Genomic DNA, 13,689 nt, shown 5'->3' with positions numbered 1-13,689 from the left:
CGTTACGGCCGATTCAAGAAAGGGCCGTCGATACGCCATGACAGAGAGGAGCGAGATGAATGAGTGAAATCTACCGCCACTGGGGCAACGCCGCATTAAGCGAAAACAATATTCTACTTGCATTGGCCGAGTGGCTCGATACCGCCGAGATTATATCTGCATCGAGCACGTCTACAGCCTAACGCTTCACTGACTGCATTGGGCTTATGCAACGTTGAATATGTGGCAGCATGCTCAGATATTGCAGGGGCATGCTTTCGCCGACCCAAGACACCAATGCAGACACTTTAGCACATATTGTTCAGCGTATGAGTGGCTGGTCATTGCCTTTTTTGCACTTATCACCTGTCAAACCACTCTCTTTCGCATTATGCACGAACCGCAAGTAGGCGAAGACTTCCTCTTCCCAGCTGAACGTATACTTTGCTGCAAGCCCACCCACTTCTCGACACATCTCCTGATAATTTATCATTGCATATTCGATTCTCTCCGCAAGGGAGGCCTGCCCATCGTTCAAATCAAAAAGAAGCTTGCCATTATTCTCTACCATCTCGGGGCTTCCCCCCGTATTGGATAACAGAACAGGAATACCCTGGGTGATAGCATCGACTGCCGCATTCGAGAAATCATCAAACAGCGACGGGAGCACAAACAAGTCTATTTCCCTATAAAAATCATCGACATTACCATCCCAACTACTGAAGGCTATATCGGGGTAGCTATTCTTATCCAAATATTTCTTGGTCCATCCATGCTCTTCCCAGTTGCCCTTGATGATCAGGGTTGCAGGAAACTGCTCTCTTACTAGCAAAAATGCTTGGACGAGAAACTCGACATTCTTGCGCTGCGAGAGCTGCCCGCAGTAGCCCATGGTAAAATCTTGGTTATTTCTCTTGAACCTGCACTGTGCCAGCGCATTGGAATCATTAGAGATGCGTGTAATGAAAGGCATTGATCGAGCAAGTAAGCTTGAGTCTCGCCGCATGGAAAATAAATTATTATAGACGACAGAGTCGGCCCGCAACTTAACCAGCCCATCAGTAATTCTGATAAACAAACCATACAGGTAGGGTTCATTATACTTGGCTTGATACTTAGTTTCGCCCCGTATAAAAAGATGCCTTAGAGCGCCCGTGCGGGGAAAAAGAAAACTCAACCCATTACGGGTATCGAAGGATATCACCGGACCGCCCAACTCTTTTTCCAATCGCCTTGCCATCAAAGCGCTTTTAATCGCTAATATCGTCTTATTGATGCCAAGCGAATCATCTTGTCCTTCCCTGATGGATACTTTTTTCAAATTCTTGTGAGTACCCACATCAAAACTCAAAGGCACGACAAGATGCACTTTGCAACCTCGACTCGCCAGGAAATGAGCAAGCCTTTTTAGGCGAATCCAGCATCCCTTTTCCATGGAGCCGTTATATACCGCGATTACGTTATCCATAACTTTCTGCCAGACATAACAAAAGCTAGAGCGACCCAATGATGCATCCCTGCTTGCACTAATCAACGGTGCAGGCGAGCATGAAAAACAGTAATTATTTCTCATCATACTCGCCATCATTGAAAATGTTAAATATTAGTTATTAAAGAATTGTATCAGCATCGCTGGCGACCTCAGCTCCTAAGATGTCGATCCGTTTGCGCCCTGCAGAGACGCCATCATGCTATTGACAAGAGATCGAAGATCATCTCGTCCCCAGGAATGAATATCTCTCCATCCTCGAGGCTGATCAACTCTCCCTCGACGTAATCCACGACGCGCCCATCCTTCGTCGCCAGCCTGATCTGACCTAGCAGAAAGGATTCATCCCCATTCAACGGCGCTTCGGGGTCGGGGGTAAACTGAGCGAAGGCGACCAACGTGGCAGGCTCGCCCCTCTGGCTGATTGCTGAGAATTCAAATGTACCAATCATTGCACACCTCCTTTTTATTACTCTTGTCATTTTTAAGCTAGCATCTCCCTTTCCTAACTGTAAGTTCAGGAAGTCTAATAAAACCATTGCTACTCAATGGAGGATCAAAAGCCAGCCCCTTCCAAAGGTCAATCGCCACTACGGCCACCCTCGGCTTTCATCCACTCCTTGCCGCTACAGCTCCAGCAACATAACGCGAGGCATCTCCCTCTTTATCCTCTAGAGCTGCCTGGCAGAAACGAAAAAAGGCACCAGCTGAGTAGCTGATGCCTTTTCTGACAATTATGGTGAGTGGCGGAGGGACAGGGATTCGAACCCTGGAAGGGCTTTCACCCTTGCCGGTTTTCAAGACCGCCACCGGCGCCCCGGCTATGAAATCCCAGCCACGCCCCGGGGCCGCCTCCATCAGTCGCCGCGTGTACTCCGCCTGGGGCTGGCCCAGTACCTGCGCCGCCGGGCCATACTCGACCAACCGGCCGTGCTGCATCACCAGCACGTCGTCGCAGATCTGCGCGGCCACCCGCAGGTCGTGGGTGATGAACAGCATGGCAATACCGAGGCGGGCCTGGATCTCGTCGAGCAGCGTCAGTACCTGGGCCTGTACCGAGACGTCGAGGGCCGACACCGCTTCGTCGGCGACGATCACCTCGGGCTCCATGGCCAGCGCCCGGGCGATCGCGATACGCTGGCGCTGCCCGCCGGAGAACTGGTGCGGATAGCGGTCGATAGCATCGGCCGGCAGCCCCACCAGCTCGAGCAGCTCGCGCCCACGCGCCAGGGCATCACGGCGCGTCATGCCGTAGTTGGTGGGACCTTCGATCAGGCTCTGGCCCACCGTCATGCGCGGGTTGAGCGAGCGGTTGGGGTCCTGGAAGATCATCTGGATGCGCTTGCGGTGTGGTTTGAGCATCGCCTTGGGCAGGTCGGTGATCTGCTTGCCGTCGACGCGGATGGCGCCACCGGTGGGTGTGATCAAGCGCATCACGCAACGTGCCAGGGTCGATTTGCCGGAGCCCGACTCACCGACGATGCCCAGCGTGCGTCCGCGCTTGAGCTGAAAGCTGACACCGTCCACGGCGCGGGTCGGCGGCGCGGCCTTGCGCAGCCAGCGCATGAGTCCTTGGCGGGCGTTGAAGACCTTTTCGAGCGACTGCACCTCGAGCACGGTCTTGTGACGGGTGACGTCACGCGGCGCGCGCGGGATGAGGCTGGGCACGGCGGCGAGCAAGCGCTGAGTGTAGGCCTGCTGGGGGGCACCGAGCACCTGTCTCACCGAGCCACTCTCGACCAGCTGGCCTTGGTGCATGACGCAGACGCGATCGGCGATGTCCACCACGACGCCCATGTCGTGGGTGATGAACAGCACCGCGGTGCCATGCTTGCGCTGCAGCTCCTTGATCAAGGCGAGAATCTGGTGCTGGGTGGTGACATCGAGGGCGGTGGTGGGTTCGTCGGCGATCAGCAACTGGGGGCCAAGCAGCAGCGCCATGGCGATCATGATGCGCTGACGCTGGCCGCCGGAGAGCTGATGAGGATAGCTGCTGTAGATGCGCTCGATGTCGGGCAGATGGACCTGGGCAAGCGCCTCGAGGACCTGGGCGCGGCGCTGCTGCGCCGTCTGCGACGTGTGCTGGCACAGCACTTCGTCGAGCTGGCGGCCCACGCTCAGCACCGGGTTGAGGGCGGTCATCGGCTCCTGGAAGATCATTGCCATGCGCTGGCCGCGCAGGGCACGCAGCCGGGCGGGCTCGGCGCCGAGCAGTGCTTCGCCGGCGAGCCGGATCTGGCCGCTGCGGGCGATCAGCGCACCGGGGGGCAGCAGGCCCATGGTGGCAAGCGAGGTGACCGACTTGCCCGAGCCGCTCTCGCCGACAAGGCACAGTGTCTCGCTGGCGCCAATGGTGAAGGAGACGCCGTCGAGAATGCGCGTGGGCCGGCGTCCGGCGGTTTCGACGATGAGCTTCTCGACTTCAAGTATCGGGGTGTCGGCCATCATGCCATCCTCCGTTTCATCTTCGGATCGAGCGCATCGCGGGCGCTGTCGCCGAGCAGGTTGATCGACAGGATGCAGGCCGACAGCAGCAGCCCAGCCCAGAAGATCAGCGAGGGCTTGAGCTGAAAGTAGACTCGCCCTTCGGACATGATGTTGCCCCATGAGGGGGTTTCGGTGCCGATCCCGGCGCCCAGGAAGGAGAGGATCGCTTCGGTGAGGATCGCCGAGGCGCAGATGTAGGTGCCCTGTACGATCAGCGGGGCCAGGGTGCCGGGCATCAGGTGGCGCCACAAGAGCCGGGGGGTGGAGGTGCCCATCAGTACCGCGGCCTCGACGAAGGTCTCTTCGCGAGTGGCTAGCACCCGCGAGCGCACCAGACGCACCACCTGGGGGATCTCGGGCACCATGATGGCGATCATCACCGTCCACAGCGTGGCGCTGGTCAGCGAGACGATGGCAATGGCGAGCAGGATGCCGGGAATCGCCATCAATCCATCCATGATGCGCATCAGCACCGCGTCGAGGGCGCGGAAGTAGCCGGCCAGCAGGCCCAGCGGCAGGCCGATGGCGACACTGGCCAGCGCTACCCCGAGGCCGACCATCAGCGATACCCGGGCGCCGTAGACGATGCGTGAGAAGAGGTCACGGCCATAGGGATCGGTGCCGAGCCAGAACTCGCGGCCCATCGGCTGCAGACGATTGGCCGGCGACAGCGCCAGCGGGTCGTGGTTGGCAAGCCACGGGGCGAACACGGCGATGGCGACGATCAGCACCAGGACGATACCGGCAGCCAGGGTGGTGCCGCGCGGGCGGGTTTGGCCAAGTCGCGACAGCAGGCGGCTGACACCGCGCCCCTCGGGGGCCAGGCCAAGGTGGGAGGGCGAGGCGTGCATCAGTAGCGGATCCTCGGGTCGGTGATGGCGTAGGAGAGGTCGATCAGCAGGTTGATGATCACATAGAGCCCGGCGGTGAGCAGGATCAGCGCCTGGATCACCGGATAGTCACGGGCCAGCACGGCATCGACGATCAGCCGCCCAAGGCCGGGAATGTTGAATACGCTCTCGGTGACCACCACCCCGGAGACCATCAGCGCGAAGCCGGTGCCGATCACGGTGAGGATCGGTACCGCGGCGTTGCGCAGCGCATGGCGGAACAGCACCGCACGCTCGGCCAGGCCTTTGGCGCGGGCGGTACGGATGTAGTCCTCGTCGAGCACTTCGAGCATGCTGGCCCGCGTCATGCGTGCGATCAGCGCGATATACACCGACGACAGCGTCAGCGCCGGCAGCACGATGCGACTGGCGAAGGGGCCGAGGCCATCACCGAGGCTACGGAAGCCCTGGACTGGCAACCAGCGCAGCTCGAGGGCGAACAGCTGGATCAGCAGGTAACCGATCACGAACACCGGCACCGAGAAGCCGATCACCGAGGCCGACATCACCAGGTTGTCGAGAAAGCGCCCATGCCGCCAGGCGGCAATCACGCCAAGCGGCACCGCGATCAGCACGGTGAACAGTATCGCCACCAGCGCCAGGCTCAGGGTCGGCTCCAGGCGCTGGCCGATCATCGTCAGTACTGGGGTCTGGGAGATCAGCGAGGTGCCGAAGTCGCCGCGCGCAAGCTCGCCAAGCCAGACGAAGAACTGGATATGCAGTGGCTGATCGAGCCCCAGCGCGGCGCGGATATTGGCCAGCTGCGCGGGGCTTGCCATGTCGCCGGCAATGATCGCTGCGGGATCGCCCGGCGAGAGGCGCAGCAGCAAAAAGACGAATAGTGCCACCACCAGCATGACCGGGATCGAGGCCAGGAGGCGGCGAATGAAGTAAGCGAACATGCAGCGCCCTCTGTTGTTGTGGGTGGGCGTTGGCGAAGGGTCGGGCCGGTGCGGGCAAAGCCGCGCACCGGCACTGCCTCACTCGCCCTTGGTCAGGTTCCAGAACACCGGCACGGGGCCCTTGAGTACGCCGTCGAGCTGCCGCTGCGGCGGTACTCGTAGAGGGAGTAGTCCTCCTCCTGGGCGGTGAGCAGGTCGATCCGGTTACCGGCCATCAGGGCTGCGCTGCCACCGGCCTGCAACTGGCTGGCCGTCAGGCGCAGATCGTTACCGGCCTGCAAGAGCAGGTCGCCACCGGCATCGAGGGTGGTGGATTGCACCCGGGTCTGGCTGTCGATGGTGTGGGTACGCCCCCGGCGCGTCTCGTCGTACTGCTGGGAGCGCCCGGCGTCGAGACTGATATCGCGGCCGGCGGAGAGGGTCAGATCGTCACCGGCATTGAGCTGGGCGGCACGCGCGGTGATGTCCTGCCCGGCGAGGAGCGCGAGGCTGCCGCCGATCTCCAACTGGGTGCCGATCTCTTCACTCTCCCGGCTCTTATTGCGCCGTGTCCTAAAGCGCTCTTGCGTCGTCAATGTCTCGAGGCTCAGGTCGCGACCGGCACTGAGCAGGCCGCTGCCCTGGGCACTGACGTCGACCGCCGTGAGGGTGAGATCACGCCCGGCGTCGAGTATCAGGTCGTTACCTGCCGACAAGCTCGCTTCACGCTCCAGTTCACTGCGCTTGCTTATGCCACCCCAGCGCGTCTCGTGGCTCAGGGTGCTAGTGATATCCAGGTCGCGACCGGCGCCGAGCCGAAGATCACCGGCGCTGTCGAGGTCGGCACCGACGACGCTCAGGTCGCGGCCAGCGGTGGCGCTCAAGCGGCCACCAGCCTCGGTGACGTACAGCCCGGCCAGGCGCTCCGAGGTGCTGGACAGCGTCAGATCACGGCCAGCCTGCAGCGCCAGTGAGTCGCCGGCGGCTATCTGGCCACCGATATTGTCGAGATCGTTGCGTGCGTCGAGGTCGACCCGATTACCACCGATACGGCCGCCCAGGTTGGCGATGTTCTCCGCCGTCAGCGAGACGAGCTCACGGCCGGCCAGGGTGCCCGTATTACGAATGTCGTTCTTCACATCCAGCGCCAGGGAGTTCCCGGCAATCAAGGTGCCATCGCCTTGCAGGTCACCCTCGCGAACCCGGACATAGACCTGGGGTACCAGGACAGTGACGGTGGAGCCATCCTCTAGGGTCACGGTTTGCTCGACCAGCCAGACAATATCGCTGGTGAGCTGGGCCATCTGCTCGGCAGTCAAAGCCACGCCGGGACGCAAGCCATGCTGCTCGGCGAAGGTAATGCCAGCATTCATCAGTGCTCGGTACTGATCGCCATCATTTCCATGACCTGCCAGATAACGCTGGCCGGTCAGTTGCATGATCTGCTCGTTGACCACGCGCTGCTCGTAGAAGCCATCGCCCAGGCGCTTATGGGTCGTGCTCGGATCACTCTGCAGGGCATTGAGCATATAGTCCGACCCTAACCACTCACGCTGGTTGGTGAAGCGAGGATCGGTCTCGACCAGATAGTGAGCCGTAGGTGCGGGATTGACCTGGAAGAGGCTGTTGGCCGGCAGGTTGATAGTGGGCATCACGCTGCGGATCACGCCGAGTGGTGCAGCATCCGCAGGACTCGCCGAGGATCGCCCCACCATGTCGTTGAGAAGTGCCGTCAACCGCTCGACATCCCCCTCGTCGAGAGAGTGATGGCTCGCCACCAGCCTCTGAATATCTGCCGGCATGGCGGCCAACCCTTCGAGGTCCCCCCTCACGCTCGCTATCCAGTCACCGAGCGCCAGGCTGCTTTCGGCGTTAGCCGCAGGCTGACGCAAGACGGGCACTTCGATAACGGTAGCACCCGGCCTATTGGCCTGGAGACTTACCTGGGCGCCATGTGCTCCTTGGGCCGAGGTGGAAAGAGAGGCGGCATTACGGGCGGCTAGTTGCGTTCCACTGCCGGAGAATGCGCCACCTTCTCGCACCTCACTGGCAGGCAGAAGGAATGTCTCGGAGGATTGACCCGTATGGGGTTCCCAGTCGCTGTAATGGCGATATGTGAACGTTTCAGGAGCGCACCCATTCTCTCCTCCACACTCCGTCCTTGTATAAGTCGAACTCTGTCGCCTCGTACCTACCTCATCGAATATCCGTTGCCCCGTCGCCTCGATATTGCTCAGGCTATTAAGATCACTCGATACTATGCCTCCGGCCACAATCTGGCTTTTATCATTAATTAAATCGCCCCCGGAAAGATGAATATTTTTGCCTGCCAATATCTGCCCTGGCCGAGAACGCACCACCTGGCTTTCGTATTGAGTACCTTCGATATTGTATTCCGTCCAGCTCGAGACGATTACGCCTGTCTCTCGATGACGATAACGCCCATAGTTGCCAGTATTCTCCCAAGTAAATGCACCTATCGGTAACTTCTCATCCCATCCCTGCGGCTGGATATAAATCCCTTTTGGTAAATCCGCCACCCGCACCAACTCGGTTTCGAAGTGCTCATTGGTATTATCTAGCCGTGCAGTAGACAGGCTTAGATTACCCAACGCCTCGATGGTCGCGCTGGCATTATGCACCCGCCCGGCCTGCCCCCAGGCCTGGCCGCTGGCGTTCAACGAGCCGCCGATGGCCATATCGCCAGCGCTGAAGATAAGCGCGTCATCGCGATTCATCAGGGTGCCCACGCCCAAGTCCAGTCGCTCGCGGGCTGCGATCACCGCGGCCTGGCCATCTTCATTATCGTTGTTAAGAGTGCCTGCCTCGATTCCCAGCCGGTCGCCGTAGATACGCCCGCTGCCGAGGTTGTCGAGCACATCGGCGGCAATATGGGTCTCCACGCCGTCGATCAGGCCACGATTGGTCAGGTGTCCCGCATCGATATGGGTGGTGGTGCCGGAGAGCTCGCCGGAGGCGGTATTGTTCAGACGCTGGGCCTCGATGGAGAGCGTATCACCGGCCCGGAGCCTGCCCCGGTTGTCGATCGTGCCTGAGGTGGCAAGATGGAGATCACCCGCCGCCATCAGTTCGCCATCCTCGGCGAGGGTAAAATCGCTGGCCAGCCGCAGGGCCAGATCGCCCAGTGACAGCACCCGGCCATCGCCGGCCAAGCGGGCCGTCGTCAGATCGAGGGATCGGTCTGCGATCAGGGTGCCATCGCGGTTATCGATGTCATTGGCCCGTATGGCCAGGGTATCGAGGGAGGAGATCAGGCCGTTGCGGTTGTTCACGCCCGCCTCTACCTGGAGATCAGCCAACTTGTCGGTGCGAATGGCGCCTTGGCGGTTGTCGAGTTCTTTGGCCTCCAGGCGAAGCGTATGCGCTTCCATACCCTGGCCGGCGCCTTGGGTATCGCGATTGATTACCCGTTCCGCGCTTACCTCCAGCGTCTTGCCGGCGCGAATCAAGCCATTCTGGTTACCCAGCGTGCCATGGACGTCGAGGCTCATGTCCCCCAGGGCCTGGAGCTGGCCGCCATGGTTGTCAAGACTGGCGCTCGTCACGCTCATATCGGCTTCGCTCAGTAGTGCGCCGCCGTTGTAATTGACAATGGTATCGGCCTGGAGATCGAGGACGGTGCCTGCCCCGATCAACCCTGCCGTATTGTCGAGACTCCCTGCCGTCAGCGCCACTCCGCCCTCGCCAAGGATCGTGCCATCGTCGCTATTGCGTAGTGCTTGGCCGTGAGTGTCGAGGGATAGATCGCCACCCGCTTGCAGCGTACCGCCAGCGTTGTCGAACTCGCCGCTGGCCAGATCGAGCGACTCCCGGGCGGCAAGCAGACCACCACGGTTGTCCAGGCGCTGCTCAAGGGTATCGATATCGCCTCGGGTGGCGACGATCTCACCGTCGCGATTGTCGAGACCAAGGCTGAGCGAGGCCAGTTCGCCACCTGCTTCGAGGTGGCCACGGCGGTTGTTGATTGCCCCGTCGATGTTCAGGGCGAGATCGCCCTCGAGGGATGCAATCAGGCCATCGACGTTGACGAGAGAAGTGGCCGATAGCGTGGCGTCCCGCGTGGCCACCACACGGCCTCCGCTGTTGTCGAGTCCTCCGTCGGCATCGAGGGTCAAGCGCCCGCCGGTGAGGACCTCCCCTAGCCGATTGTCCAGTTCACCGCTGTCCAGGTCCATGTCGCCCGCCGCCTGCAGCATGCCTGAGCGATTGACGAGGTCGCCGGCATCGATCGAAAGATCGGCGTGGCTAACGATCCATCCCTCTCGATTATCCAGCTCTTCGCGAATCGCCAACAGCAGCTCGCCATCATCGCCATACTGCGACATCTCACCCCGTTGGTGACTTAGTCGCCCGGCCTGCACGGCAATTTGCTTGGCACTGGTAACGGCGCCATTGAAATCGATAGTATCGGCCGCCAGCATCAGCGAACCCTGGCTGGCGATAAGGCCATCGCTGCCGTCTAAACGCGTGGCGTCGATCCGTGCCTTGCCGTCCCCGGCATGCACGATCACACCATCTTGGTTGATCAAGGTACCAGCAATATCAAGCGACAGGTCTCCTGCGGTTTCCACCCGACCCTGGGTGTTGTCGAGCGCCCCTGCCTCAACCGTCAGTTGGCCTTGCAGTGCACCGAGCATTCCTGAGCGATTGTCCAGCGATGCCGCACGTAGCGCGATGCCCTGCTCCCCGATCAGGCCCCCATCGCGGTTGTCTATATCGCCAGAGACGGTGAGGGTAAGGTGACCTGCGGTGACGACTTCGCCGCGATGGTTGTTCATGTCGCCGGTATCCAGGCGCAGGTCCGCAACGGCTTGCAGGATGCCGTCCCGGTTATTCATGTCGCCGGTGGTGATATCGAGCCCGGCGTTGCTGGCGATCAGCCCTTCGGCGTTATCCAGCGACTGGACGACGTTAAGTGTCAGCTCATCGGCATCGCCGAACTGTTGCATCTCGCCCTGGCGGTGGCTGAAGCGGTCGGCCTCGACGACGATGGACCCGGCGCTGGTGGTGGCACCATCCAGGGCGATATCCTCGCCGCGTAGTGCAAGGCGTCCTTGGCTGGCAATCAAGCCATCACGGCCGGCTATATGCGTGGCGTCGATTCGGGCCTCGCCTCTACCGGCATGCACGATCTCGCCCGCTTCGTTGATCAGCACATCGGCGATATCGAGGGTCAGATCGCCGGCGGTTTCAAGGCGGCCCTCCGTGTTATCGAGCTCCGCCACCTGGGCGTTAAGCGCGCCGCCATGGGCGCTGATCAGGCCCTTGGTGTTGTCCAGGCCGCTGGCGGCAACGTCGATACGCTTGGCCCGCCACTGCCCCTGGGTATTCGAGATTCGAACTCGCGACCCCAACCTTGGCAAGGTTGTGCTCTACCACTGAGCTATTCCCGCCTGACCCGAGAGCGAATTATAAGGATAAGTCGCTTTGTGTCAATCGCTTATTGTCCGATTCATGCCGTCTGCATTACATCGAACGGCTCAGGTGGGGCCAGGCCGCCCGCAGATACTGGGCCATCGACCAGAGGGTAAGGATGGCGGCAACGAACAGCGTGAGCACTCCGAGCTGGGCGATGGTGGTACCGGGAGAGAACCCCAGCAGCAGGAAGATCGAGGCCATCTGCAGGGCAGTCTTGACCTTGCCGATCCAGGAGACGGCGACCTTGCCGCGCTTGCCCATCTCCGCCATCCACTCACGCAATGCCGAGATGACGATCTCGCGGCCGATGATGACCAGTGCCGGCAGCGTCAGCCAGACCGCCTCGTAGCGCTCGATCAGCAGGGCCAGCGCCACGGCAACCATCAGCTTGTCGGCCACGGGGTCGAGGAAGGCACCAAAGGGGGTACTCTGGTTCCAGCGACGCGCAAGATAGCCATCGAGCCAATCGGTGATGGCCGCCAAGGCAAACAGACCAGCGGCCAGGGGCATGCTCCAGGCGAACGGCAGATAGAAGATGACGACCAGCAGAGGAATGAACGCAATGCGCGCTAGCGTAAGAATGTTGGGGATATTCATCGTTGCGTCGCAATTCCTTGCCGGTGGACGTGAAGCCATATTCTATCGGGGTTCGGCGGGTTCATCCATGCAAGGCCTGATGAATTGCCTTGGCCATGCCGACACTGATGCCCGGCACCTTGGCCAGATCGTCCTGGCTGGCGTGGCGCACTCCCTGCAGACCGCCAAAATAGCGCAGCAGTTCCCGGCGCCGTTTGGGGCCTATGCCGGGAATCTCTTGGAGGGTCGAGGTGCGTCTTGCCTTGTCGCGCCTGGTGCGGTGGCCGGTGATGGCAAAACGGTGCGACTCGTCGCGTATATGCTGCACCAGATGCAGGGCAGGCGAGCCGCTGTCGAGAGTGAGGTTTCGCTCGATGGTCTCGACGAACAGGGTTTCAAGCCCAGGCTTGCGGGTGGTGCCCTTGGCAACGCCTAGCAGTAGGATGTCGCTTATGCCGAGTTCGGCGAAGACATCGCGCGCCATGTTCAGCTGACCCTTGCCGCCATCCACCAGCAGGATATCGGGTCGTTTACCTTCCCCCTCCTGCAGGCGCTTGAAGCGCCGCATAAGTGCCTGACGCATGGCCGCATAGTCGTCGCCTGCCGCCACGCCTTCAATATTGAAGCGGCGATAGTCCGACTTGACCGGCCCTTGGGGGTCGAATACCACGCAGGACGCCACCGTTGCCTCGCCATGGCTATGGCTGATATCGAAACACTCCAGGCGCTGGGGTGTCTCCTCGAGCCCCAGCGCTGCGCGCAGTGCCTCGAAGCGTCGGCTCATCTGGGTATGGCTGGCCAGCTGTGTTGCCAGATACTGCTCGGCGTTGGTGCGCGCCAGTTGCTGCCACTGGGCACGATGACCGCGTACTTGGTAGACGAGCCGGATCCGTTTGCCGGCCAGTGTCGAAAGCGCTTCTTGCAGCAGATCGGCATCCGGTAGCGGGTGCGAGGTGATCACTTCGCCGGGAAGCTCGCGCCCTTGTCCCAGGTAGAACTGGCTGACGAATTCGCCAAGCAGCGCCTCGGGGGCGAGGTCGAGGCCGTTGCTTGGAGTATGGTGGCGCGCACCGAGCATGCGTCCCTGACGCACCGTCAGCACCGATATACAGAAAATGCCGGGGCGTTCAGCCAGGGCGAAGATGTCCGCATCGCCGGCATCGTTGTCGACGAACTGGCGGGACTGCAGGCTGCGCAACTGTTGAATCTGGTCGCGCAGCCGCGCGGCCTCCTCGAAATTCAATTCGCTGCTGGCGGTTTCCATGTCGGCGGTGAGTCGATCCGTCACCTGCTCGCTCTTGCCCTCCAGACACATTACGGCATGTTGAAGATCGCGCCGATAGTCCGCCTCGTCGATATGGCCGACACAGGGCGCGGTGCAACGACCAATCTGGTACTGCAGGCACGGACGGGTGCGGTGAGAGAAAACGCTATCCTCGCAATTGCGAATCTGGAATATCTTCTGCATCAGCGACAGGCTTTCACGCACCGCCATGCTGCTGGGGTAGGGGCCTAGGTAGCGTCCTCCTTCGCGCCGCGCGCGGGCGCGCTTGTACTCCAGTGCCGGGAAGGGGTGGCGATCGCTGACGAAGACGAAGGGGTAGGATTTGTCGTCGCGCAGCAGGATATTGTAGGGGGGCCTCGCTTCCTTGATCAGGGTCTGCTCGAGCAGCAGTGCCTCGGTCTCGGTACGAGTCACGGTGACCTGGATATCGGCGATGCGACCCACCAATGCCTGGGTCTTGGCATTCAGCGCGCCACGAAAATAGCTCGCCAGGCGAGCCTTGAGGCGCTTGGCCTTGCCGACATACAGGGTTTCACCATCGGCGTCCAGCATCCGGTAGATGCCAGGGGCTTCACTGACGGTCTTGAGAAAATGTTTGGCGTCGAAACTCATGCGCTGGATCGGATCGAAAACGTCGTCCTAGCATAACAGATCGACACCGAA

9 protein-coding genes and 1 tRNA gene are annotated in these 13,689 nt (G+C 60.9%); 1 reads left to right on the top strand and 9 read right to left on the bottom strand.

The window, feature by feature from the left end; translation table 11 throughout:
• Positions 1–59: 59 nt before the first annotated feature.
• The gene (locus HJD22_RS18015) at positions 60–182 is read left to right on the top strand and encodes a hypothetical protein (RefSeq protein ID WP_283101670.1); all 123 of its coding nucleotides are present in this window, start codon (positions 60–62) and stop codon (positions 180–182) included.
• A 119-nt stretch (positions 183–301) separates the two neighbouring features.
• Here HJD22_RS18015 and HJD22_RS13450 read toward each other — a convergent pair whose 3' ends face one another.
• From HJD22_RS13450 to uvrC, 9 genes are all read right to left on the bottom strand, one after another.
• Entirely contained in the window at positions 302–1,447 is a 1,146-nt protein-coding gene (locus HJD22_RS13450; RefSeq protein WP_208656510.1) for a glycosyltransferase family 4 protein, read from the bottom strand.
• A 218-nt stretch (positions 1,448–1,665) separates the two neighbouring features.
• Positions 1,666–1,920 (bottom strand): hypothetical protein, encoded by a 255-nt coding sequence (locus tag HJD22_RS13445; RefSeq protein ID WP_208656511.1) that lies wholly within the window; start codon positions 1,918–1,920, stop codon positions 1,666–1,668.
• Positions 1,921–2,077: 157 nt separating this feature from the next.
• Positions 2,078–3,916 carry an ABC transporter ATP-binding protein gene (locus HJD22_RS13440; protein WP_254280822.1) on the bottom strand — a complete coding sequence of 613 codons (1,839 nt, stop codon included), beginning with the start codon at positions 3,914–3,916 and terminating at the stop codon, positions 2,078–2,080.
• Positions 3,913–4,806, bottom strand: coding sequence for an ABC transporter permease (locus HJD22_RS13435; protein WP_208655997.1), 894 nt, complete (start codon positions 4,804–4,806; stop codon positions 3,913–3,915). The genes HJD22_RS13440 and HJD22_RS13435 overlap by 4 nt, the downstream gene beginning before the upstream one ends.
• On the bottom strand, positions 4,806–5,747 hold the full coding sequence (locus tag HJD22_RS13430; protein WP_208655999.1) for an ABC transporter permease: 942 nt from the start codon (positions 5,745–5,747) through the stop codon (positions 4,806–4,808). Before HJD22_RS13430 ends, HJD22_RS13435 begins: the two co-directional genes overlap by 1 nt.
• A 92-nt stretch (positions 5,748–5,839) precedes the next feature.
• Positions 5,840–11,101 carry a hemagglutinin repeat-containing protein gene (locus HJD22_RS13425; protein ID WP_208657050.1) on the bottom strand — a complete coding sequence of 1,754 codons (5,262 nt, stop codon included), beginning with the start codon at positions 11,099–11,101 and terminating at the stop codon, positions 5,840–5,842.
• Positions 11,069–11,139 (bottom strand) — tRNA-Gly (locus HJD22_RS13420). The genes HJD22_RS13425 and HJD22_RS13420 overlap by 33 nt, the downstream gene beginning before the upstream one ends.
• A gap of 74 nt (positions 11,140–11,213) precedes the next feature.
• The gene (pgsA, locus tag HJD22_RS13415; protein WP_208654001.1) at positions 11,214–11,762 is read right to left on the bottom strand and encodes a CDP-diacylglycerol--glycerol-3-phosphate 3-phosphatidyltransferase; all 549 of its coding nucleotides are present in this window, start codon (positions 11,760–11,762) and stop codon (positions 11,214–11,216) included.
• 61 nt (positions 11,763–11,823) lie between these two features.
• The gene (gene uvrC / locus HJD22_RS13410; protein ID WP_208654000.1) at positions 11,824–13,638 is read right to left on the bottom strand and encodes an excinuclease ABC subunit UvrC; all 1,815 of its coding nucleotides are present in this window, start codon (positions 13,636–13,638) and stop codon (positions 11,824–11,826) included.
• Between the last annotated feature and the right edge of the window lie 51 nt (positions 13,639–13,689).

Source organism: Halomonas sp. TA22, assembly GCF_013009075.1.
Classification (GTDB): domain Bacteria; phylum Pseudomonadota; class Gammaproteobacteria; order Pseudomonadales; family Halomonadaceae; genus TA22.
This window is presented reverse-complemented; position numbering and strand designations above follow the sequence as displayed.